Annotated in this window: 14 protein-coding genes and 1 pseudogene; 8 read left to right on the top strand and 7 right to left on the bottom strand. The window is 73.7% G+C overall.

The features are described from left to right. Positions 1-249: 249 nt before the first annotated feature. From WMF24_RS29280 to WMF24_RS29265, 4 genes are all read left to right on the top strand, one after another. Positions 250-1062, top strand: a complete 813-nt coding sequence (locus tag WMF24_RS29280; RefSeq protein WP_437730706.1) for a helix-turn-helix domain-containing protein — start codon at positions 250-252, stop codon at positions 1060-1062. Positions 1063-1381: 319 nt separating this feature from the next. After that, positions 1382-2257 (top strand): aromatic amino acid exporter YddG, encoded by an 876-nt coding sequence (yddG, locus tag WMF24_RS29275; protein ID WP_437730705.1) that lies wholly within the window; start codon positions 1382-1384, stop codon positions 2255-2257. A 97-nt stretch (positions 2258-2354) separates the two neighbouring features. After that, positions 2355-2819, top strand: coding sequence for a MarR family winged helix-turn-helix transcriptional regulator (locus WMF24_RS29270; RefSeq protein ID WP_437730704.1), 465 nt, complete (start codon positions 2355-2357; stop codon positions 2817-2819). Positions 2820-2899: 80 nt separating this feature from the next. Further along, positions 2900-3457, top strand: coding sequence for a carboxymuconolactone decarboxylase family protein (locus tag WMF24_RS29265; protein ID WP_437730703.1), 558 nt, complete (start codon positions 2900-2902; stop codon positions 3455-3457). Positions 3458-3525: 68 nt separating this feature from the next. Here the strand turns inward: WMF24_RS29265 and WMF24_RS29260 are convergent, their stop codons facing one another. Further along, positions 3526-4926 (bottom strand): serine/threonine protein kinase, encoded by a 1401-nt coding sequence (locus WMF24_RS29260; RefSeq protein ID WP_437730702.1) that lies wholly within the window; start codon positions 4924-4926, stop codon positions 3526-3528. Positions 4927-5232: 306 nt separating this feature from the next. On the opposite strand from WMF24_RS29260, the gene WMF24_RS29255 reads away from it, so the two are divergent. Beyond that, positions 5233-5979, top strand: coding sequence for a hypothetical protein (locus WMF24_RS29255; protein ID WP_437730701.1), 747 nt, complete (start codon positions 5233-5235; stop codon positions 5977-5979). Between the two features lie 8 nt (positions 5980-5987). Beyond that, positions 5988-10013 carry a serine/threonine-protein kinase gene (locus tag WMF24_RS29250; protein ID WP_437730700.1) on the top strand — a complete coding sequence of 1342 codons (4026 nt, stop codon included), beginning with the start codon at positions 5988-5990 and terminating at the stop codon, positions 10011-10013. A gap of 283 nt (positions 10014-10296) precedes the next feature. Here the strand turns inward: WMF24_RS29250 and WMF24_RS29245 are convergent. Together WMF24_RS29245 and WMF24_RS29240 are read right to left on the bottom strand one after the other, a co-directional pair. Further along, positions 10297-12402 (bottom strand): annotated as a pseudogene (locus WMF24_RS29245) (thrombospondin type 3 repeat-containing protein); the annotation flags it as partial. Positions 12403-12511: 109 nt separating this feature from the next. Beyond that, on the bottom strand, positions 12512-14596 hold the full coding sequence (locus WMF24_RS29240) for a hypothetical protein (RefSeq protein ID WP_437730699.1): 2085 nt from the start codon (positions 14594-14596) through the stop codon (positions 12512-12514). A 466-nt stretch (positions 14597-15062) separates the two neighbouring features. Here WMF24_RS29240 and WMF24_RS29235 point away from each other — a divergent pair, with 466 nt between their 5' ends. Next, positions 15063-15827 carry an alpha/beta fold hydrolase gene (locus WMF24_RS29235; RefSeq protein ID WP_437730698.1) on the top strand — a complete coding sequence of 255 codons (765 nt, stop codon included), beginning with the start codon at positions 15063-15065 and terminating at the stop codon, positions 15825-15827. Between the two features lie 123 nt (positions 15828-15950). On the opposite strand, the gene WMF24_RS29230 is transcribed toward WMF24_RS29235, so the two are convergent. Both WMF24_RS29230 and WMF24_RS29225 read right to left on the bottom strand, forming a co-directional pair. Further along, a complete protein-coding gene (locus WMF24_RS29230) occupies positions 15951-16964 on the bottom strand; it encodes a fatty acid desaturase family protein (protein ID WP_437730697.1) in 1014 nt (337 codons plus the stop codon). A 667-nt stretch (positions 16965-17631) separates the two neighbouring features. After that, complete coding sequence (locus tag WMF24_RS29225; RefSeq protein ID WP_437730696.1) at positions 17632-18603, bottom strand: FAD-dependent oxidoreductase; 972 nt, start codon at positions 18601-18603, stop codon at positions 17632-17634. Positions 18604-18920: 317 nt separating this feature from the next. Here WMF24_RS29225 and bluB point away from each other — a divergent pair, with 317 nt between their 5' ends. After that, positions 18921-19589, top strand: coding sequence for a 5,6-dimethylbenzimidazole synthase (gene bluB, locus WMF24_RS29220; protein WP_437730695.1), 669 nt, complete (start codon positions 18921-18923; stop codon positions 19587-19589). A gap of 55 nt (positions 19590-19644) precedes the next feature. Here bluB and WMF24_RS29215 read toward each other — a convergent pair whose 3' ends face one another. After that, positions 19645-20955: a formylglycine-generating enzyme family protein gene (locus tag WMF24_RS29215; RefSeq protein WP_437730694.1), complete on the bottom strand. Its 1311-nt coding sequence runs from the start codon at positions 20953-20955 to the stop codon at positions 19645-19647. Positions 20956-21130: 175 nt separating this feature from the next. Then, positions 21131-23008, bottom strand: coding sequence for a dihydroxy-acid dehydratase (ilvD, locus tag WMF24_RS29210; RefSeq protein ID WP_437730693.1), 1878 nt, complete (start codon positions 23006-23008; stop codon positions 21131-21133). Positions 23009-23034 lie beyond the last annotated feature (26 nt).

Here is a 23034-nt window from a genome sequence, read left to right as displayed (position 1 = left end):
ATCGTCCAGCGAAACGCGCGCTGCCGCGGGGGCTTCCGCCGCCGCTCCCAGGAGGCCGTCGGGCCGTCAGCGCCGCACGGCGAAGAGCGCCCAGGACCCGTCGAGCAGCGTCTGCGCCCTCGCCCGAACCGCGAGGGCGAAGGCCTGCACGATCGGCGCTCGCTCGGCGCTCGCCGGCGCGATGCGCGCGCGATCGGCGCTCGCCGGCGCGATGGCGCGCGCGCGCCGGGCGTGGGAGCATGGCGCGCCGTGGCCGAGGTCGAGCTCAGCCTGCAGCGTTACGCGGCCGAGGTGGTCGCGCACCGGCACGCGCACCACCAGCTCGTCTTGCCCGTGGAGGGCGCGCTCTCGCTCTCGATCGGCGGGCGCGAGCTCAGGGCGGCCGGCCTCTCGGGCGTGCTCGTCCCGGGCGACGCGCGCCACGCCTTCGCGGCGCCGGATCGGAACCGCTTCCTTGTCATCGACGTGCCGCTCGCCGCCGCCGAGCAGCTCGGCGCCGCGCCGTGGATCGAGCGGACCGCGGGCGGGCCCGTCGCCCTCGACGCCGGCGCGGCGCTCCTGGTCCGCGCCGCCGCGGCCGAGCTCGATGGCGGCGGCTCCGTCGCGCTGCGCCGGCAGTGGGCGGGGCTGCTCGTGCTCACGCTGGCCGAGCGCGGCGAGCGCGACCCTGGGCGCGCCCCGGAGAAGCTCCGTCGCGCGCTCCGCTTCATCGAGGAGCACGCGCACGAGCCGCTCACCGTCGCGGACGTGGCGGCCAGGGCGGAGCTCAGCCCAGGGCACCTCCATCACCTGTTCCGCACCGTCCTCGGGACGACGGTGCAGGAGCGCATCGCCGCGCTGCGCCTCGCGCGCGCGACCGAGCTCCTGTCCCGCACCGATCTCGGGATCGCCGAGATCGCGCTCCGCTGCGGCTACGCCGATCAGAGCTGCCTGACCCGCAGCCTGCGCCGCCGCCACGGCGTGACCCCGGCCGCGCTGCGCCGCGCGGCCCGGTCGGGACGGCCGGCCGAGCCGACAGCGCCGCGCGGCGGGCGCGCGTCGCGGCGGGGCGGCGGCGAGTAACGCCGGCACACGGCCAGCCGAGCCCCGGCCTGTCCCGGGGCGCGTAGCCCCGGCACAGGGCGGCGGAGCCTCGGCCAAGACGGCCGCGGGGCGACGCAGCACGCTCGGCGCCATGTCGGACACCACGTCAGCGACATTGGACACCACGTCAGCGACATTGGACACCACGTCAGCGACATCGGACACCGCGTCAGCGACATCGGACACCGCGTCAGCGACATTGGGCACCACGTCAGCGACATCGGACACCGCGTCGACGCCGTCGGACACCACGTCGGCGGCGCGACCCTCGCGGCGCGCCGCCACCCTGGCGGGCGTCGTGGCCATCGGCCTCTGGGGCGGCCTCGCGCTGCTCTCGACCTCGGTGAGCGGCCTGCCGCCGCTCCAGGTGCTCGCCTCGACGTTCGCGATCGCGGCGCTCCTCGGCGCGGCGCGGGCCGCGCTGCGCGGCGGCGGGCTCGGGGCGCTGCGCGCGTTGCGTCAGCCTCCGAGCGGCTGGATGCTCGGCGTGGGCGGACTGTTCGGCTACCACGCCCTCTACTTCTACGCGCTCTCCGCCGCGCCGCCGGTGCAGGTCAGCCTGATCGCGTACCTCTGGCCGCTGCTCCTCGTGCTGTTCTCGGCGTTGGTGCCCGGCGGTCGGCTGCGCCGGAGGCACGTGGCCGGGGCGCTGCTCGGGCTCGCGGGCGTGTGGACGGTCCTCGCCGCCGCGGGCGACGTCGGCCTCGGCGCCGCGCACGCGCGCGGCTACCTGGCCGCGCTCGGCTGCGCGCTCGTCTGGTCGACGTACTCGGTGCTCCAGCGCCGCTTCGCCGACGTCCCTGCCGACGCCGTCGCGGGCTCCTGCGCCGCCACGGCCGCCCTCGGCCTCGCCGGGCACCTCGCGCTGGAGCGCACGGTCGTGCCCACGGCCGGCGAGGCGCTCGGCCTGCTCGCGCTCGGCCTCGGCCCCGTGGGCGTCGCGTTCTTCGCGTGGGACCACGCGACGAAGCACGGCGATCTGCCGCAGCTCGGGGTGCTCTCCTACGGCGCGCCCGTCCTCTCGACGGCGCTCCTCTGCCTCGCAGGGCGCGCCGAGGCGAGCCCCCGCCTGCTCGCGGCCTGCGTCCTCGTCGCCGCCGGCGGCCTCGCGGCGACCGCGCGCGCGGACGCGGGCAACCCGCGCGCGACGAGCGCGGTCAGGCCAGGTAGATAAGCAGCGGCCAGAGGTACGCGAGCAGGCTGACCTGCACGGGCGGCGCGGCAGATACTTGTATTGACAATCAAACGCGCCGTGTCACGCTCTCCCCACGATGCGCGACCAGTTCACGGCCGACGGCGGGATCGTGCTCGACAACGCGCTCGGCTACTGGGTGGCGCGCGTGTACCTCGCGTCCCGCGCCGCGATGTACCGTCGCTTCCGCGCGCACGGCGTGGAGATCACGCCCGAGCAATGGATGGTGCTCGTCCGGCTGTGGGAGCAGGAGGGCGTCTCGCAGACCCACCTGGCCGAGCGCACCTTCCGCGACGTGCCCACGATGAGCCGCATCCTCGCGCTCATGGAGCGCGACGGGCTGGTCGCGCGCCACCAGGACCCGACGGACCGGCGCGCCCGGCTCGTCTACCTGACGGCGCGCGGGCGAGAGCTCCGCAAGGCGCTGTCCAGCGAGGCCATGGCGCTGGTCGACGAGATGCGCGCCGGCATCCCGAAGGACGACCTCCTCACGACGCGGCGCACGCTGCAGCGCATCCTCGCGAACCTCGAGCCCGAGGCCTGAGCGCGGCGCCGCCCCCCGACGTGCCCCTCGAACGCCCTATTACTTGCATTGACAATGATTAGCGCAAAGGAGACCTCCTCATGAGCCAGCCCGCCACGTCGGCACATTCCCAGCCTTCCCCCCACTTCCCGGCCCACACGCTCGACACCGCGCCTGCGGCGGTGCGCCCTGCGCTCCAGCGGACCGCGCAGAAATTCGGCTTCCTGCCGCTGCCCGTGGCCCGCTTCGCGACCTCGCCGCTCCTGGTGCGCGCCTTCGACGAGCTCCTGGCCCTCTTCGAGGGGGCGACGCTCTCGCCGGTCGAGCGCGAGGTCGTGATCATGGTGGTCGCGACCGAGAACGGCTGTGATCTCTGCCGCGCGATGCACCGCGGGCTCCTCCTCCGCGCGGGGGCGCCGCCCGCGGTCGCCGCCGCGCTCTTCGAGCGAGCGCCGGTCCCCGACGCGCGCCTCCAGGCGCTGGCTGCGTTCACCGAGGCGGCGCTGCGCGAGCGAGGTCAGGTGTCGGACGCCGAGCTCGACGCCTTCGTCCGGGCGGGATTCACCGCCGAGCAGGCCCTCGAGGTGATCGTCGGCATCGGCACGTTCACCCTGTCGACCTTCGCGAACCGGATGACCCGCAGCCACGCCCTCCGCTGACGCGCCCGGGGTCGCGGGCGCTCGCACCTCGCCGCGCCGGCGCGCGTGTCACGCGCATCTCCGCCGGGTCACGCGAGGCGCCGCAGGGGCGCCTCGTTGCCGCCGAGGCCCGCTGTCGCGCCCGGCGTCGCGAAGACCCCCTGGACGTCCTCGGCAGGCGCCCACAGCCCCGCGCACATCAGCGCGCCCCCCGTGATCTCGGGCGGCGACGCCGGGCGCGCCTGCACCTCGTCCGCGTGTACGCACACGTTGACGTGCACGCGGGCGTCCGCCCCGTCGCGCCGGATCAGCGCCTCGTGCAGCGCCGCCGCGAACTCGAGCGCCGCGCGCCGCTCGCTGCGCTCCTCGTCCGCGTCCGGCGGCAGGAGGCGCACGCCGAGCACCTCGTTGCCGGTCGTCGACGCCAGGATGAACCCCGCGTGCGAGAGCTGCGACTCGGCGATATCGAGCACCTGACCGATGTCGGCCGCGAGCGCGTCGTCGAGCTCGTCGGAGCCGCGCGTCCGGACCTCCAGGTACACCGCCACCGCCGGCCGCGTCGGGTCGGGCCCGCTCTGCGCCCCCGACGCGGGCTCGCCGATCGCCTCGCGGAGCGCGCGCACCAGCTCCTCGACCGAGCTGAATCGCCGCTCGCGCCGCTTCTCCATGCAACGGAGCACCACCGCGTCGAGCTCGAGAGGAAGCGGGACCCGCAAGCTCGGAGGCATCGGCGGCTCCTCGAGGTGCTTCCGGACCATCTCATCCATATCGTGTGTATGGAATGGTAGTCGTCCCACCAGCATGCGATGGAGGAGCACGCCGAGCGCATAAACATCCACCCGCGCATCGATGGGACCGCCAAGGATCTGCTCCGGCGCCATGATGGATGGTGTCCCGGGCATTCTTCCGGCCGTGGTCAGCCAGGTCGAGCCCTCCTCCGGTCCCATCAACTTGGCGATACCGAAGTCGAGGAGCTTCACGGCACGCGGCTTGCCGGAGCAGATGAAGATGTTGCTCGCCTTGACGTCACGGTGGATGATCCCCGCGGCGTGCGCGGCCCCGAGCGCCGCGCAGATGGGCTCGAACAGCTCCAGCGCTTCGCGGGGAGCGAGCCGCGTCTCGGCCCTGATCAGGGCGTCGAGCGTCTGCCCTTCGAGGCGCTCCATCGCGTAGAAGGGCTGGTGGTTATCCATCTCACCCACTTCGTAAATTTCTACGATGTTGGGGTGGGAGATGAGCTGCAAAGCCTCGATCTCGCGCGCGAATCGCTCGACCACACGGCGGGAGTGGGCTACGGCCTCGCTCAGTACCTTGACCGCGGCGGGCCTCCCGGTTCGGGCGTGCCTCGCCCCGTAGACGACGCCGCAACCGCCGCGGGCGATGAATCCCTCGAGGATGTAATCGCCGGCCACGGTGCCCGGCGGGAGCTCGCCGCGCGCGCTGGCCCTCTCGACATCGGAAAACGGCCTCGTCTCGTCTTCTTTCGTCATCTCCCCTCATCGCGCGCCGCGTCAGAGGCTGCCGTGCGCGCCGCTGGTCTCCCTCGCGCTCGAGAACTGGTGAACCGGTATATGCAGGAGCGTTTCCAAATGGTATCTTAAACTGGGCCGCCACTCGACACTGAAACGCTTGGACCGTCGCTGAAAGGGGGAACCATGATGTTCCTTTGCTCCACGCGGACTGTTGCGCTGCTCGCAATACCTCTGGTTACTACCGCCTGCATCGGGGCGGAGATCGACGACCTGCCGGACGAATTGATAGGGGAGGCCGAGGGAGCGGTCACCGTTGACAACAGCATGACTGTCAACCGGATCGCGTTGAACGCGCTCACGCAGACCGCCCTCACCCCGCTCACGCTCAGCCAGCGCGCGCTGGCCCCGGGCGCCCTCACCTCGAGCTCGCTCGCGGTCATCCAGAATCCGGGAACGGACGGCGCCCTGTCAAGGGAGCTCCTGCGGTACGTCGTGAGCTGCGCGCTCAGGCCGGACCAGTCGTTCTCGTTCACATGGACCGACAGCGGCGGGGTCGCCCACGCGGAGACCTACCCCGGCCACCTCGGGATCGCGGACTGGTGGGCCTACGGTCCGCTGACCGATCCCTTCTACCAGCGCTGGATCTCGGCGTGCCTCGCATCGCGGACGAACTGGTACGGCGTCTCGGTGAACATCTCCCTGCGCGGCAGCCAGAGCCCGCTGGCCTCGCAATGGGCGGAGCGCTCGGCCTACACGGTGAGAGAGGGCGCGTTCTGGGGGAACGTGTTCAGCTCGACGCCCTATCTGCGCGCCTGTCACGCGCCGTCGGGCGCCGCCCGCGCGCGGACCCTGAAGCGAGAGTGTGCGGTGGGTCACCTCGCGACCGATCCGGCCACCGGGGCGACCGTCACGCAGCCGTGTGGTCCTATCGCGCTCGTGGGCTCGTGCGATACGATCTGCGACCGCGTGCCTGACCAAAACGGCGGGTACTACTCCCGATGTCTCGACAATCCCGCGACCTCGTCCACGGCGTACACGGAAGTGTTGATCACCTCGTTCCTGCCTCCGTAGGATCGGCGATGCGCTTCGAGGCCCCTCGCGGGGAGGAGCCGGACGGCGCGCCGGCCCTGGGCCGGCGCTGCCCGTCGTGCGGGCGGAGGAACCAGGGCTCGTGTCCCGAGTGCCCGGCGCACCATCAGCCGCTGCCGTATGAGGCGACGGTGCTCGATATCACCGAGGTCGTCCCGGTGGCGCTGCCCCGCTTCGCCGGCTACCGGACCCTCAGGATCCTGGGGCAGGGCGGCTTCGGCACCGTGTTCGAGGCCGAGCCCGAGGGCGGCGGGGCGCCGGTGGCCATCAAGCTCGCGCGCGCCGATCGCCGCGGGGCCGGGCCGCGCCTGCGCCGCGAGATCGAGGCGCTCCTGGCCGTGGGCGCCCCCTGCGTGCCGGCCGTGCACGCGTGGGGCGCGCTCGACGACGGCTCGCCGTACGCCGTGCTCGCGCGCGTCGCGGCGCCGACGCTCGCCGCCCGCCTCGCGGACCGGCCGGCGCCGCGCGTCGACGAGGCCGCGCGGCTCGGCCTGGCGACGCTCGGGGCGCTCGACGTCGTCCACGGGCGCGGGTACGTCCACTGCGACCTCAAGCCCGACAACATCTTCGTCGACGGGGCAGGGGAGGCGACCCTCATCGACCTCGGCATCGCCCGCGTCGTGGGGCGGCGAGGCGCCGTGGAGGACGACGATCTCGCCCTCGGGACGGCGGAGTACATGGCGCCGGAGCAGTCCGCCGGGCGCGCGGACCTCGACGCGCGCGCCGACATCTACGCGATGGGCGTCATCCTCTACGAGCTCTTCGCCGGCCGGCCGCCGTTCTGGGGGCCGCGCGCGGCGGTGCTCGAGGACCACAGGAGCCGCAGGCCCCCGCGGCTGTCGTCGCGCGCGGCCGTGCCGAGGGCGATCGAGGAGGTCGTGCACCGCTGCCTGGCCAAGGACCGGAGCGAGCGGTTCGCCAGCGCGGCCGAGCTCCGCGCCGCGCTGGAGCTCGCGCTCGGGGACGAGGTGGCGGCGAGCGAGCGCGGCGGGCCGCGGGCGGCCGGCGGCGCCACGCGCCGCGCGGCGGGGCTGCTGTTCTTCGAGGGGGCGGCCGATCGCGCGGTCGTGCAGCGCCGGATCCGGGCGCTGGGCGGCGAGCTCGCGCACGCCTCCGGCTCGCGCTACGCGGCGGTCTTCGGCCACGAGGGCGCCGCGAGCCCCGCGCGCCACGCGCAGCGCGCGGCCGACGAGCTCCTGCGGGAAGGGCTGTGCGAGCGGGTCCTCATCGATCTCGCGCCCGTCTCGGTCCAGGCCCGGCCGGGCGGCGCGACGCGGTTTTTGAGCCCGCTCTTCTCGCGCGCCGAGCGGTGGCCGGCGGCGTCCGGGCCGCCGGGGCCGTTCCTCACGCCCGCGGCTGCGGCCGCGCTCCCCGAGGCGCCCGCCGCGGCGGACGAGGACGTCGCGTGCGCGCCGACGCTCGGCTCCGTCGGCGCCGTGCGCGAGACGACCGATCCCGGCGCGTTCATCGGCCGCCGCGAGATCTTCGAGCAGCTCGTCCAGGCCGCCGAGGAGGCGATCCGGCAGAAGCAACCGACGGTCGTGTCCGTGCTCGGCGAGCCCGGGTACGGGAAGAGCCGCCTCTTCGCCGAGCTCGGCAAGAAGCTGCGGGAGCTCTTTCCGCAGGCCAAGGTGATCGATCTCCGCGCGCAGGAGCCCACGAGCGGCGCCGAGGACGCGACGCTCCAGGAGCTCGTGCGCGAGGCGCTCAACGTCCCCGACGCGCCCCCGCAGAGCGGCGCCCGCGTCGCGATCGAGCAGCGGCTCGGCCCTGCGCTCGGCGAGGAGCTCGGCGCGGGGCTGGCGATGGCGCTCGGGTGGGTGGACGAGCGGACGGGCAGCGAGGTCTTCCCCGAGATCGAGGCGCTCAAGGCCGCGCCGGGCGCGCTCCGCTCGGCGCGCATCCGGGCGGCCGGCGAGTGCCTGCGCCAGCGCGCGGCCTCCGCGCCGGTGCTCGTCCTCCTCGACGACGCGCAGTTCGCGCACGACGCCACGCTCGCGACGCTCGAGTACGCGGCGCTCGCGGACGGGGCCGCGCCGCTGTGGATCTGCGCGATGGGGCGCCCGGCCTTCGCCGAGGCGCACCCCTCCTGGGGCGAGCGGGCGGCGCGGCGCGAGGTCGTCCGGCTCGGGGCGCTGGACGCCGAGAGCGCGCGGGCGCTGTGCCGTCGGCTGCTCCTGCCGGCGCGGGACGTGCCGGAGCAGGCGATCGATCGCCTGCTCGAGCGCTCGCAGCAGGTGCCGCTGCTCCTCGTGGAGCTCGTGCACGGGCTCAAGCGGGAGGGGATCCTGCGCCGGCACCCGCGGGGCAACGCGTGGTACCTGGCGACCGACGAGCTCGATCGGCTGCCCACGCTGCCGCTGCTCGATCCGCTGGCGCAGGGGGAGATCGCGGCGCTCGGGCCGGCGCTCGGCGCTCACGCGCGGCTCGTCGCGCTGCTCGGCGCCGAGGTGCTGCTCGACGAGATCGCGGGCGTGCTGGACCACCTGGACCGGCGCGGCGAGGGCGCGGCCTTCCCCCTCGACGCGCGGGTCGGGACCGAGCGGCTGGTCAAGGCGGGCGTGCTCGTCGCCGATCGGAAGGGCCGGCTCGGCTTCCGGCACGCGCTGATGCGGGAGGCGATCGCGCACGGCGTCGCCGGGGCCGAGCGGCGGAGCATCCACGTCGCGGCGTACGAGCACCACCGGCAGGCGGCCCACGAGAGCCGGGAGCAGCGGTGGTTCAAGATCTCGTACCACGCCGCCGAGGCGGGGCTCGCGGCGGTCGCGGAGGAGGCCTACCTGGAGCTCGCCGAGCGGGCGAGGGCGCGCCACGTCTATGTCGAGGCGGAGCTCTACTACAGCCGCGCGCTCGCGCAGCCGGTCGAGGAGCGCGGCGCGCGGCGCAGGGTGGCGTACCGGGGCCGGGGGCTGATGCGCTACCGGCTCGGCCGCTACCACGACGCGCTCGGCGATCTGGAGCGCGCGCGGGCGATGGCGGTCGAGGAGGGCGACAGGATCGAGCAGATCGAGATCCTGCTCGACGAGGCCACGGCGCTCGACTGGATGAGCGACTACGGGCGGTCGAAGGAGCGGGTGGAGCAGGCGAGGGAGCTCGCCGAGGGCGAGCTGCCGCCGGCGCTCGAGGCGCGCCTGTCGATGGGGGTGGGGCGCTCGCTCATCCGCGAGGGCCGCGAGGACGCGGCGGCGGCGCCGCTCGAGGACGCGGCGGCGCAGGCCGAGGCCGTCGGCGACGACGGCTACGAGACGCTCGTGATCTCGCTGCTGCTCCTCGGCTTCGTCTATCCAGGGCTGGGCAAGCTGGACCAGGCAGGCGCGGTCCTGGAGCGGGCGATCCGGATGTGCGAGGCGCGCGGCGATCGCCTGCACCTCGGGTCCGCGATCAACAGCCGGGCGCTCCTGCGCGCGTGCCTCGGGGACCATGAGGGGATGATCCTGGACACGTGCCGCCTGCTCGCCATCTCACGTGAGCTGGGTCTGGGGACGATGGAGCTCGTGGGGGAGTTCAACCTTGGTGAACATTTCTACCTCATGGGCCATGTCGACATCGCGATGTCCCATGTGGAGCGGGCCGTGTCCCTCGAACGCCAGCAGCGGGGGGACGAGGCGCGCCCGCTCGTGCAGCTCCTCCTCGCGAGGGTGCTCCTGTACCGGGGCGAGGAGACAAGGGCGCGGGAGATCATCGAGGCGATCCGGAGCCAGCAGGCCAGGGCCGCCGCGGAGGGGCGCGGGGGCCTGGAGATGGCCCCCTCGGAAGAGGTGCAGTGGTCGATGATCGATCTGTCGACGCGGGAGGCGGGCGACGAGGCGTGGGACGAGCTCGAGGAGCGGTCGGCGCGCTTCTCCGTGGGGCAGGAGCTGATCGAGGTCATCGAGGCGCGGGCGCGGGCGCACGCGCGGCGCGGCCGCCACGCCGAGGCGCGCGCGGCGCTCGAGCGGGCGATCGAGGCGGCCGGGAGGATCCCCAACGTGATGCGGGAGCGGCTCGAGCGGCAGCGAGAGAGCCAGCCCGCGTGATCCCCGCGCGCCGCCGGCCGCGCGCGAGCAGCAGCGCGCCGCCGAGGAGCGCGAGCCACGGCGCCGGCGCGCCGGGCGCCGGAGGGCCGCCCGCGGCGCGACAGCCGCAGCCGTCGCCGCCGCTGGGGATCCCGCCCGCGCTGCCCCACGTGGGCCATGTCCCGCCCGATGAGCTCGCCGCGCCCGTCGCCGTCGCGCTCGACGCGGCCACGCTCGACGTCGCGCCGCCGCCGCCCTCGCCGCCCGGACAACCCCGGTTCGCGAACGCGCCGGCCTCGGTCGGGCAAGCGTCGTCCTCGTCGCCAAGGAAGTCGTTGTCGTCGTCCACGTCGCAGTCGTCCCCCACGCCGTCGCCGTCGGTGTCGGTCTGGGCGGGGTTCCCCACGGCCTTGCAGTTGTCGCAGGCGTCTCCCGCGCCGTCGGCGTCGGCGTCGGCCTGATCCGGATCCGGGACGGCAGGGCAACCATCGAGTCTGTCGATCACGCCGTCGGCGTCCGAGTCGACGACATCCTCGTCGCAGGCGTCGCCGGTCCCGTCCTCGTCCGAGTCCCCCTGGCCCGGATTGGCCGCCCGGGGACAGTTGTCCTCGTCGTTGCGGACGCCGTCCCCGTCGTCATCGACATCGCACGCGTCGCCGACGCCGTTCGCGTCCGCGTCCGCCTGATCCGGGTTGTGCGTCCGAGGGCAGTTGTCGCCGACGGCAACGCCGTCGCCGTCGGCATCGACGGCGCCGGGGGTCTGCTCGGCGCACGCGGCCCAGGTCGATGACAGGGGCTCGCCGGTCTCGATCGCGCCGGTCACCCCGTTGCCCCCGCTCGCGGCCTGGGCGCCCTCGGTGAGGTCCAGCCGGCAGCTCCCGCCGCTCTCGGACAGCGGCGCGTGCAGCGCGACGTCATCCGCCGCGTCGTCCAGGTAGGCGCTCCGCTCCGTCCCCGGGTCGGGCCCGTCGATCGATACACCCGTCTTGTCGACAGGCACGTTCGCGCCCGTCGCACCATAGAAGACGTAATCGACGTCCCTCACGAGATCGCTCACGCCGTCCCAGTAGAACAGGATGAGACACTCGTGATCGTTCGTCAGCCCGCGCGTCGCGCCCACCGAGCCAGCGAGCGGCGATCGCATGTCGGGCACCGCGGCGGCCGATCGGCTCTCCCCGCGGCCGAACGTGCCAGCGCTCGGGATCTCGTAGGTCGGGTACGCGCCCCAGCCCGTGAACGCCCTTGTCTCCTCGCACCCCGTACGAAAGCATTCCGCGCCGCTGAGCGACACGGTCTGGACCTCGCCCGCGCCGATCCTGGCCCCGTCCGGAAAGCGCACAAGGAAATCGTTGGCGTTCGGGAGCGAGGGGCTCTCGGTGACGAGCTCGTAATAAAAGCGGTAGTCGGCGAGGTAATGGTCGGACAGGTCGACGGGGGCGCGGCCGGGGTTGTAGATCTCGACGAACTCCGCGGCCGCCGGGTGGACGCGGAGCTCCGTCAAAAGGAGCTTCGCGGGGCTCGACACCCGCGCGCGCATCCGGCCGTGGCGCGCGTCGAGCTCCAGCGTGACGACCTGCCCCGCCGCCGCGCTGAACGCGCCGCCCGCGGAGTCCCGTGGCGCGTAGCTCCAGCCGTCCGCCCCGAGCTTCGCGCCCGAGGGGCCCTGCGCCGCGAACTTGAAGCGCGCGCCGGAGAGCGCCGTCCGGGCCACGAAGCGGTACGTGTGGACATGATCGCCCGCGACGCGATCGCCGAGGCGGCCGTCGTCGCGCGCGACCGTGAGCGTCGAGGTCGAGCTCCAGTCGGTGTCGCCAACGGAGCTCTGCCAGTCTCCGACCGCGACCCACACCTGGGGCGCGCCCTCCGCGTTCACCGTCGCGCTGCGCGAGTCCGAGGCCGACTCGGTCGCCGGCAAGAACCCCTGTGCGGTCAGGTCGCGTGTGTCGTAATAGAAGATGACATCGTAGGGCGCTGTCCCGCCGGCCAGCGTGAAACGCAGGTTGTCGCCGGTGGCCGTACCCGCGCCGCCGTCGTCGAGGTCGACGCCGTTGCGCGAGATCTTGTACTCGACCTCTCCCGGCGCCGCGAACGAGACGGCCGCCGTGAACACGCCGTCCCCGGCCGCCGCGTCGGGGGCCACGCCGTCGTCGCGCAGGGGGGCGCCGCGGCGCGCGTCCCACGCGCCGAGCTCCGGAGCAGAGCCGGTCACCGTCGGCGAGGCGAGCGCCGCACCGGGCAGCAGCGAGAGCAAGGCGAAGCTGATACCGACCGATGAACGGCGTCGTCGCACGTGGACACCTCGGCGCCGGGACGAACGACCCGGACGAGGAACCCTAGCGCAGGACGGACGAACAACGAAGTCACAAAGCAGGGAGAGCGACAGCGCTCGTGTGGCGCCCTCGTGTGTCATCCATCGATGTGCGCCGAGCAGGCCCTCAGTCGCGACGCGCAGCGGAGAGGCCTCGACGGCGCGGCTCGGTCGCGCGGCCAGCCCGGAGGGACGGGGCGAGGGCGCGTCGTCACCGCGAGACGACGGCTGTGACAGGACGAGGCGGATCGTCGCGATGGGAGACGCCCGCGAGAGCCCCCTTTGCGCCCGCCTGGCCGGCGATGTCGCCCGTCGCGTCGAGGAGCGCGTGCGCCCTCGCGTAGTCGAGCGCCGCGCCGGCGGTGTCGCCCAGCTCGCAGCGCAGGTCGGCGCGCGCCTCGAGCACGGCGGACTGACCCGCGCGATCCCCGAGCGTCTCGAGGAGCCGGAGCGCATCCTCGTAGTCGCGCTGCGCGCCCGGGAGCGCGCCCCGCTGGCGGCGCAGGTCGCCGCGGGCCTTGAGCGCGGCGGCCTCCCCGCGGCGATCGCCGCTCTCCCGGTACAGGAGGATCGCATTGCCGTAGTCGCGCGCCGCGAGCGCCGTCTGCCCCTCTCGCAGGCGCAGATCGCCGCGGGCCTGCCATGTGCGCGCGTGCGTCTGCTCGTACCCGAGCGCCCGGAGGAGCTCGTCTTGCGGGACGATCTCGCGCGCGGCGCGGGCGATGCCGCGGCGCTCCTCGGCGCTGCTCGGCGGCGCGCGGAGCTGGCTGAGGACGCGCTCCTCCACGCCCTCGAGGATGTAGAGCGCCCGGTCGTAGTCGCGCGCCGCGCCCGCGAGGTCGTCCTCCCGGAAGCACAGATCGCCGCGCGCCTTCAGCACGTTGGCCTCGCCCAGCCGGTTGCGGCAGGTCCTGAGCAGCAGGAGCGCGCTGCCGTAGTCGCTCGCCGCGCCCTGCGCGTCGCCCTGGTCGAGCCGGAGGTTGCCGCGCGCGAGCAGCCCCATCGCCTCTCCCGTCCGGTCGGCCGCCGCCCGGAAGAGCGGCAGAGCCCGCTCGTGGTCGCGCGCGGCGGCCGCGAGGTCCCCTTGTCGCCTCCGCAGGTCGCCGCGGAGCAGGAGCGCTGTCGCCTCGCCGCGCGCCTCGCCGGCGGCCTCGAACGCGGCGAGCGCCTCGCCGTAGTCGGCCGCGGCGGCCTCGAGCGCGCCGTCGCGCACGCGCAGGCCGCCGCGCGCGAGCAGCTCCTTCGCGGCGCGGACGCGATCGTCCTCGGGGACCGGCGTGCACCGCGCCGCCGCGCGCGCGCTCGCGCGCACGGCCTTGCGGAGGACGTCGCGGTGGCCCGACCGGCCGCGATCGCGGGCCGCCGGCGTGGCTCGGAGCGTTCCGAACGTGCCTCGCCGCTTGCCCGTGAGCTCCGCGCGGCGCGTGCCCTCGAGCGCCGCGAGCGCGCGCGCGCGCAGGTCGGGCAGCGCGTCGCCGGCGAGGCGCGCCGCCTCGTCGAGCAGGCGGTGCTGGACCTCGGCAGGCAGCCCGAGCTCGAGCACCGTGCAGGCGTCGACGAGCGTCCGCGCCAGCACCTCGCCGCCGCGTCCGCCGTCCCGGAACGGCGCCGTGTCGAGGGCCGCGAGGAGATCGCCCGCGATGCGCCGGCGCATCGCCGCCTCCGGCCGCCCCTCGACCGCGGCCGTCCAGAAGAGGAGCGCCTGCATTGCGTCCACGACGCCGCGGTGCAGCGCGCCCCAGCGCTCCGCATCGCCGGCCACGTCCTCGCGGGCCACGGCGCGCATGGGCCCCGTCAGCCGGTAGGTCTGCGGGCCCTGCTCGAACGACACGAGCCGGCCGTGCACGAGCAGCTGCAGCGGCCGCGCCGCCGAGGGCGCAGGCTTCCCCGCCGCGGCGGCGATCACCTCGAGCGGCGCGCCCGCCGCCGGCAGCGCGGCGAGCGCGTGCACCACGCCGCGCGCCTCCTCGCCGAGCGACTCCAGCGCGTCGCCGAAGACAACGCCAAGGATCTCGGCCTCGGCACCTTCCGGATCCAGGTACATTGCATTTTTACGCAGGTACGCCTCGGCCGACATCCCGGTCCGCCGCAGCGTCGCGGCGGCGATCTCGATCGGGGCTTGCAGATAACCGAGCGCGGCGATCAGCGCATAAGCCCACTGGACCTCGGCGGCCGGCGGCGCGTCCGTCCCCCATGCACCCCGGGAGAGGACGGACAACGCGGCGGAGATCGAGAGCGCCGAGGCCTTGATCTCAGCCGCCTTCCGATCGCCCGACGTGGCGCGCAACCTCGACATTTCGCCTCTGTTCATTCCAGAAGAGCTGGTTATCCGAGCAGGCGGCGCCGGGCTCTCGGCCATCGACGACACGCCTGCTGGCTCCCCATGAGCCTGGAGACTGCTGCTATGGCGCGGAGCTTAGCGCGGCGCAGGACGGGCTCAACAGCCTTGCCAGGCTTTCGTGATGCGCGCCGGACCGCGCCCGTGCCATCGCTCCGTCGGCGCGTGGTTGGCGCATGGGGGGGCGTGGCTGGCGCATGTTGCCGCTCCGTTGCCGCCTTTGCCGCGCCCGCGCTGGCACACGCCCGGCATCGGCTTGCCGCTCATGCGGAAGCACCCTCGATCACGTGGAATGACGGGAGCCTGCGCCGAGAGCGGGCCTCGATTCGCCAGCTTGCCTGTGCCGCAGCGGGCGCGCCGGGAGAAGATCCTGCCCACCCCCGCGATCGCCGCGACAAGGCGGCGGTCGCGGGAGGAAAGCCGCGTGCGGGAGATCCGGGCCGGCGGCGAGGTCGTGGTTGTGACCGAGACGGGCAGCGGGATGCCCGCGGTGCTTCTGCCCAGCATGCTGATCAGCGGCATGACGTACGGGCCCACGGTCGAGGCGATGCGGCGGCGCGCCCGGGTGTTCGTCCTGGAGCTGCCCGGATCGGGCCGCGCCTCGCGGCTCCGCGCGCCGTGGACGCTGGAGCAGTACGCGCGCTGCATCGCCGAGGCGCTCGACGCGCTTCAGCTCGAGGGGGTCACGCTGATCGGTCACTCGATGTCTGGCGCGGCGGCGCTGGTGGCCGGCGCCCTGTACCCCGAGCGGATGTCGGGGCTCGTGCTCGCCGGCGCCGTCGGCGTCAACCCGCCGGGCTCGCTGCTGGCGCTCTTCCTCGGGCGCATGGCCGACGTGTCGATCGAGCCGCGGTTCACCGTGCGCGCGGCGCCCGCGCTCCTCCACAACCTGCTCGTCCACACGCGCAGCGCGCTGCACCTGGCGCGGCTCGCCGCGACGGCGGATCTGAGCGGCTACGCCGCGCGCCTGCGCGTGCCGACGCTGCTCGCGTGGGGCGCGCGCGACCGCACGGTGCCGCTCCGCTCGGCCCTCGCGATGGCGCGCCTGATGCCCGGCGCGACGCTCGTTGTCTCCGCGAAGGGAAGCCACGACTGGATCGTGGAGCGGCCCGCGGAGTTCGCGGACGCGACGGCGTGCTTCATGGCGCACGGCGGCCGAGCGCGCGCGGCGTCCAGGAGAACGATCTGACGCCAGAGGGACAGGGGCGAGCGCCCCAGGTGCTCCTGGCGTCCTGGCGGTTTTCCTGTCGGGATCGCTGTTGCAGGCGCCGCCGATCCCCGGGCGGCGACGGGGTTGCCCGCGAGGCTCGGATCAGAGCGCGTCGAGCTCGGGCGCCGGGGGGACGGTGTGGATCGTCGGCGCGCGCGGCGGGGCGAGGCTGCCTGCCGCGATCATGGGCAAGGGCGCGCGCGGCGGGGGGAGGCTCTCCGACTGGAGCTTGAGGAGCTCCTCGCGCTGGTGCTTCCACACGGTCCGGTACCGGAAGAACGGCACGGCCGGGTAGAGGTGGTGGATCAGGTGATAGGTCTGCCCGAAGAGCAGCAGGTTGAGCAGCGCGCTGTCGATCGCGCGCGTCGCGCGATACCGGTTCTGCGCGGCCGTGATGCCGTGCGGGTAATGAGGCAGGTAGTCGAAGGCGAACGCGAGGAAGAAGATCGCCAGCCGCGCCGGCACGATCCAGTAGAGGACCGCGAGCTCACCGACGCCGAGCGCGAAGGCGAGCCCCACGAGCGCGAGGATGGCCGCGAGCGTCGCGATCGTCTCGAACCGCTCGCCGCGCCGCTGCGCGCGGTAGGAGCGCAAAAATAGATAGTAGTAGTGAAGATCCTGTGTCGCCCACCGGAACGGGAGGACGTACCACGGGCCGCGCCCGCTCCAGTGGTCGGGGTCCCGATCCGGCTCGTTCGTGTGCTTGTGGTGCTCCATGTGGAAGTGACGCACGGCCGGGAACGGCGCCATGAGCAGCAGCCCCGACAGGCGCCCGACCACGTCGTTCAGCAGCGCCGAGCGGGCCAGCGACCGGTGCGCGGCCTCGTGCATCGGCGTGAAGGCCGCATACGCGGCGACCGCCGCGGCGAGCACCGCCGGCGCGGGCGGCACCCATTCCTTGGCGCCCGCGGCGACGGCCGCCACCCAGAGCGCGTACGACGCGGCGAAGAGCGCCAGCGTCGGCCACTCGATCGGCCGGGTCTGCAGCAACCCGCTGGCCAGCGGCAGGACGCTCCAGAGCGCCGGCCGCCCCGACGGCCGCCCTGACGGCCGTCCCGACGGTCGCCCCGAGGGCCGCCCCGAGGGACGGCTGGAGCGATTCTCGTCGTTGTTCATCGTGACATTCCAGGCCGCCGGCCGCCCCGATGGACGACTGAGTCGATTCTCGTCGTTGTTCATGGCGTTCAAGACTCCCGGGGGAAGCTTCGGTTCTTCACGTTTGTGACGGCGGACGATGCACGCCGGTTCCTGTGCAAGCGAACGTTCGACCACCTCGGGACCGCGCTCAGGGATCGCACCGAGAGGTCGTCAGCGGCCAGCGATCTCCGGAGCGAGGTCCTCCACGGCCATTCCCTCGAATGAACAGGGGAGCGCCGTGGGCGGTTCCACTGCGAGAGAAGGCGGGAGTTGCTCGCAGACGAGCACGAATCCAATCTAGCAGCCTCGCAACAGGAGCACAACGAGACTTTCGGAGCAGCGCGTTGGGCTTCTGGTTAGCTGGATTCCAGGAGCGGGCTCGTCGGTTGCGTGTGGTCGCGTTGGTCGCGTTGGTCGCGTTGGTCGCGTTCCCGCTGCCGCTTCGTCGCCGCTGGCACGTTTGCGTCCGCGTCCGCGGCTGCTTCCGCTTCCGCCTTTCATCCTCGTTTCCGCTGCCGCTTCCGCCGTCTTTTTCGCGCCGCTTCGCTCCCGCCATCGACGCTGATCGCGGCCCGACGAAGCGGCGGTGCGGAGGCGCGGCGCCGAGCGATCGAGCGCGTCAGAACAGTGCTGACGCGAGGCGCCCCTATACGCAGCAGCGCGTCGAAGCGTCGACGTGCCGCAGCATTGCGACCACCTCATCGGCACAGCCCCATGCCAGCGTGTATCCGGCGCCGCCGTGGCCGTAATTGTGGATCACGCGGCCCTCCCGCTCGAGCCGTACGGTGTTCCGGTACGGGCGCAGCCCGGCGCGCGTGCGGAGCAAGCGGCCAGGTACGAGGCCGGCTGCGCGCACCCGCTGGAGCATTGCGTCAGTCAGCTCCGGATCAGGCACCAACGAGCGGTCGTCAGCGGACGGAACAACACAGCCGCCAATCACGATCTCACGACGCCGCGGGATGACGTAAATGAGCGCCGATTCGTTCCTTTCATCACCGAGTGCGACATCTGGGTGTGTATCGCCTGGCTCGGTGATCGCCACCTGGCCATAGAGGGCGAGGAGCTCGGCGTCGCCCGTGAGCGCGCGCGCCCCGAGCCCGGTGCAATTCACGACGCAGTCGCCCTCGACCGCGGCGAGCGATCGCACGCGCTCGACGCGCACCGGGTGCGCGAGCTGCGACTCGAGCCAGGGCAGGTAGAGCGACGGCTCGACGCGCGGCGCCGTGAATCGAAAGGCGTACGGCGCGCCCAGCGGGTGCGGCCCGGCGTCGATCGAGAGGTCCGCCACGCACGGCGCCCACCAGGGCAGCCGCGTCTCGTCCGCCGCCTCGAGGCAGGTCACGAGATCGACCCCCGCCTCCGGGTGCTCCCGCGCGATGCGCGTGAGCGCGTCGAGGCTCTTGCGCGACCACGCGTTGACGCGCTCGGGCGGGCTCGCCTGGAAGGGGTACCACAGCGCGGCGGCGGCCGCGGACGTCGTCTGCTCGCCGCGCTCGGCCGCGATCACCTGCACCCGGTGGCCGTCGCGCTGGAGCGCGAGCGCCGTCGTCAAGCCGATGACCCCCGCGCCCACGACGGTGATCCGCTGCGCCGGGGCCCGCTCTCCCGATGGCTTCACGAGCGCGCTCTAGCATGCGGCACCCCTGCGTCGAGAGCGCGCGCCGTCGATCAGGCGTCCGCAGGCGCATTCCGCGCCGCGCCGCGCCGCGCGGCGCCGTCCCGCGCAGCGCCGCGCCGCGCGGCGCCGTCCCGCGCAGCGCCGCGCCGCGCGGCGCGGCGCCGTCCGGGGCGCGGCGCGCGCGAGCGGCGGCGCCGCCGGCCGTCGTCGTGCCCGCGCCTCGCGCCGCTGTACCGCCGCCTCGCAGAGGTGCTACACGCCGCCCGTCCGCTGCGCCGGGATCGCCGCCGTCCGGGGCGCGGCGCGCGCGAGGGACCATGTCGAGCTACCGCTTCAACGATCCGGAGATCGCCGCCGTGTACCGCGCCATCCACGAGCGGCGCGACATGCGCCACTTCCTTCCCGATCCGGTGGACGGGGGCGCGCTCGCCAGGCTGCTCGCGGCCGCGCACGCCGCGCCGAGCGTGGGCATGATGCAGCCCTGGCGGTTCGTGCGCGTCACGTCGGCCGAGCTCCGGCGCGCCATCCACGCGCTCGTCGAGGCGGAGCGCGTCGCCACGGCGCGCGCGCTCGGCGAGCGCGAGGACGAGTTCATGCGCCTCAAGGTCGAGGGCGTCCGCGAGTGCGGCGAGCTGCTCGTCGTCGGCCTCATGGCGGGGCGCGAGGCGCACGTGTTCGGCCGCCGGACCCTGCCCGAGATGGATGTCGCCTCGGTGGCCGCGGCCATCCAGAACCTGTGGCTCGCCGCGCGCGCGGAGGGGCTCGGCGTGGGGTGGGTTTCGCTCTTCGAGCCGCGCGACCTCGCCGCCCTGCTCGGGATGCCGCCGGGCAGCCGGCCGCTCGCCATCCTGTGCGTCGGTCACGTGGCGGAGTTCTACGACAGGCCGATGCTCGAGGCGTGCGGCTGGGCGACGCGCCGCCCGCTCTCGGAGCTCGTCGCCGAGAACGCCTGGCCCGACGACGCGGCCGGGGGCCGCGGCGGGTGACGGCAGCGCGAGCGCGACGGTGACGCGCCCGCGCGGCGCGCGGCGCCCCGCGGGGCTACAGATCCCGCGCGCACCGGGCGCCGATGTTGGTCACGCGGTCCAGGGCGTTGCTGAGGTCGCGGTGGTCCGCGCGCAGGTCGTCGGCCGGCGCGCTGTAGCTCCCGCCGCGGGTGACCCGCTTCGCGTCGTGCTCGCCGTCGACGCGGTGCACGCAGTCGATGCACGGCGCAGGGAGCTCCTCGCTCCACCAGTCCATCGTCCACTCCCACAGGTTTCCGGCCATGTCCGCGTGACCCCACAGCCCGTTTCCGCTCGGCCTCGAGCCCACCGGCAGGATGTCGGCGAACGCGCAGCTCCCCGCGGCGCTCCTATCGCCGGTGCAGTCGTACACGGCGCGATCGGCGTCGATCGATGCGCCCCACGGATAGGGCCGGTGCAGGTCGCCGCCGGCAGCCGCGTAGTTCCACTCCGCCTCGGTGGGCAAGCGCCCGCCGTCCCACGCGCAGAACGCGAAGGCGTCGAACCAGGTGATGCAGTTGATCGGGAGCTCCTCGTTCGATCCGGGTTCGTCGGTCCACGTCCAGAGATCGCGGCGATTGCACTTCAGCGCGGATTTCAGCGCCGCCGTGTCGAGCGCGAGCCGCATGTCCCACGCGGCGATCCACCCGCTGCCGAGGACGTGGGGGTGCCGGCCGGCCCCGATGGGCGGCGGGCTCCCCTGCACGCCCTGCCCGGCGTCGACGAAGGCGCGGAATCGCCCGACCGTGATCTCGTACTTGTCGAGCCGGAAGTCGCTCACGGCCGCAGGGAACGAGTCGTCCGTGCTCGATACGCCGTCGTAGCTCCTCAGGTACGTGCCGCAGGGGACCAGCGCGCTGGCACAGCAGCTCTCCACGACGTCGGACCCGCAGCTCTCCCCGGCGCCGGCCCTGCCGTCGGCGCAGCTCGGCGGCATCTCGACCACGTCCGCGGAGCCGCACGTGTTCGGGCAGCCCGGCTCCCCGCACGTGTCGCAATCCATCCCGTCGCACCCCCCGCAGGCCCCGGAGGCGTCGCACACCTCGCCGCCATCCTCTCCGCAGGGCGTCCCCTCAGGCCGCGGCCGCTCCGCGCACGCGCCGTTGACGCACACGGCCTCCATGCACGCGCCTTGCGCCGGCGGGCACGCCGCGGGGTCGACGCAGGCGCCGCTCGAGCCGCCGCTGCCGCTCGTGCTGCTGCCGGCCGGATCGCTGCCGCCGGTGGTGGTGCTGCTGCCGGCCCCGCTGCCGCCGCTCCCGCTGTCGCTGTCGTTGGGGAACCTGCGGACCTTCTGGCTGCAACCGGACGCGAGCGCGATCGACACGAGAAACGCCAAGGATCTCATGTACGGGAGCATACACGAGCGGTCACGTCTCGTGTCGCGTCCGGTTGGAGAATTACCCCGTGACGCGCGCGGGGCCCGCGGCGACCGAGGCGGCCGCCGCGGCGGGGCGTCGCGTGTCGTGGGCTCTCGCGAGGCGGTTCAGGCGGAAGGGTGACGCGAGCTCACCCGGGATCCGTCACGCGCGCCGGCCCGGCTCGATCTGATTGACGTCGCGGACAGCGCCGTTCGCGGCGCTGGTGGCCATGAGCGCATAGGCGCGCAGGGCAGGGGAGACCTTGCGGTCGCGGTTCGGCCGGAACGCGTCGGCGCCCCGCGCCTCGATCGCGCGGCGCCGGCGATCGAGCTCCGCGTCGCCGACGAGGACCTCGATCGTCCGGGCGGGGATGTCGATCCGGATGCGGTCGCCCTCCTCGACGAGCGCGATGGTGCCGCCCTCGGCCGCCTCGGGCGAGACGTGCCCGATGCTCAGGCCCGACGTGCCGCCGCTGAAGCGCCCGTCCGTGATGAGGGCGCACGCCTTGCCGAGGCCCTTCCCCTTCAGGAACGACGTCGGATAGAGCATCTCCTGCATGCCAGGGCCGCCCTTCGGCCCCTCGTACACGATGACGACGACGTCGCCCGCGCGGATCTGGTCGTTCCAGATCGCGTCGCACGCCGCCTCCTGCGAGTGGAACACCCGCGCGGGCCCCTCGAACTTCCAGATCGACTCGTCGACGCCCGCGGTCTTCACGATGCAGCCGTCCGCCGCGATGTTGCCGTAGAGCACGGCGAGGCCGCCCTCGCGGCTGTACGCGTGGCCGACGTCGCGGATACAGCCCTTCTCGGCGTCGTCGTCCGTGTCGGCGAAGTACTTGTCCTGCGAGAACGCGACCGTCGTCGGGACGCCGCCCGGCGCGGCGAGCGAGCGCTTCTTCGCCGCCGCCGCCGCCGTGGGGCGGCGGATGTCGTTCTCGTCGATGGCGTCGCCCAGCGTGCGCGCGTGGACCGTGCCGACCTCCCGGTGGATGAGCCCCGCGCGGTCGAGCTCCCCGAGGATCGTCATGACACCGCCGGCCCGGTGCACGTCCTCGACGTGGTGGTGCGACGACGGCGCGACCTTGCAGATGTTGGGCACCTTGCGCGACATGCGGTCGATGTCCGACATCCTGAAGTCGACCTGGGCCTCGCGCGCCGTCGCCAGGAGGTGGAGCACCGTGTTCGTCGAGCCGCCCATCGCGATGTCGAGCGCCATCGCGTTCTCGAACGCCTCGAAGGTCGCGATGCTCCGCGGCAGCACCGAGCTGTCCCCGTCGACATAGTACTTCTGCGCGAGCGCGACGACGCGCTTCGACGCCGCCTCGAAGAGCTCCCAGCGCGCCGCGTGCGTCGCGAGCAGCGTGCCGTTGCCGGGCAGCGCGAGCCCGAGCGCCTCGTTGAGGCAGTTCATGCTGTTGGCCGTGAACATGCCGGAGCACGACCCGCAGGTCGGGCACGCGGACCGCTCCATCGCGGCGAGATCCGCGTCGGTCACCTTCTCGTCGCTCGCCGCGATCATCGGGTCGATGAGGTCGAGCTTGCGGATGAGCGGCTTGCCGTCGCGGTCGTGCGTGCCGACGATCTTGCCCGCCTCCATGGGACCGCCGGAGACGAAGACGGTCGGGATGTTGAGCCGCATCGCCGCGAGCAGCATGCCGGGCGTGATCTTGTCGCAGTTGGAGATGCAGAGGAGCGCGTCGGCGCAGTGCGCGTTCACCATGTACTCGACGCTGTCGGCGATGAGCTCCCGGCTCGGCAGCGAGTACAGCATGCCGGCGTGGCCCATCGCGATGCCGTCGTCGATGGCGATGGTGTTGAACTCGACGCCCCACCCGCCCGCGGCGTCGATGACCTTCTTCGCCCGCTGCCCCACGTCGTGGAGGTGGACGTGCCCCGGGACGAACTGCGTGAAGCTGTTGGCAATGGCGATGATCGGCTTCTCGAAGTCCGCATCTTTCATGCCGGTGGCGCGCCACAGCGCGCGCGCCCCTGCCATGTTGCGTCCCTGAGTGGATGTACGACTGCGGTATCCGGCCATGCACGGACCCTACTCCGTTCCAGCCC

The organism is Sorangium sp. So ce1335 (genome assembly GCF_051521615.1).
In the GTDB taxonomy this organism is placed as follows: domain Bacteria; phylum Myxococcota_A; class Polyangia; order Polyangiales; family Polyangiaceae; genus Sorangium.
This window is presented reverse-complemented; position numbering and strand designations above follow the sequence as displayed.

What these genes read in the sequence shown, in the direction of transcription:
- WMF24_RS29270 (WP_437730704.1), top strand. Translation starts at nt 2,355, where the DNA reads ATGCGCGACCAGTTCACGGCCGACGGCGGGATCGTGCTCGACAACGCG.
- WMF24_RS29265 (WP_437730703.1), top strand. Translation starts at nt 2,900, where the DNA reads ATGAGCCAGCCCGCCACGTCGGCACATTCCCAGCCTTCCCCCCACTTC.
- WMF24_RS29260 (WP_437730702.1), bottom strand. Translation starts at nt 4,926, where the DNA reads ATGACGAAAGAAGACGAGACGAGGCCGTTTTCCGATGTCGAGAGGGCC.
- WMF24_RS29255 (WP_437730701.1), top strand. Translation starts at nt 5,233, where the DNA reads ATGACTGTCAACCGGATCGCGTTGAACGCGCTCACGCAGACCGCCCTC.
- WMF24_RS29250 (WP_437730700.1), top strand. Translation starts at nt 5,988, where the DNA reads ATGCGCTTCGAGGCCCCTCGCGGGGAGGAGCCGGACGGCGCGCCGGCC.
- WMF24_RS29240 (WP_437730699.1), bottom strand. Translation starts at nt 14,596, where the DNA reads ATGTCGAGGTTGCGCGCCACGTCGGGCGATCGGAAGGCGGCTGAGATC.
- WMF24_RS29230 (WP_437730697.1), bottom strand. Translation starts at nt 16,964, where the DNA reads ATGAACAACGACGAGAATCGCTCCAGCCGTCCCTCGGGGCGGCCCTCG.
- bluB (WP_437730695.1), top strand. Translation starts at nt 18,921, where the DNA reads ATGTCGAGCTACCGCTTCAACGATCCGGAGATCGCCGCCGTGTACCGC.
- WMF24_RS29215 (WP_437730694.1), bottom strand. Translation starts at nt 20,955, where the DNA reads ATGAGATCCTTGGCGTTTCTCGTGTCGATCGCGCTCGCGTCCGGTTGC.
- ilvD (WP_437730693.1), bottom strand. Translation starts at nt 23,008, where the DNA reads ATGGCCGGATACCGCAGTCGTACATCCACTCAGGGACGCAACATGGCA.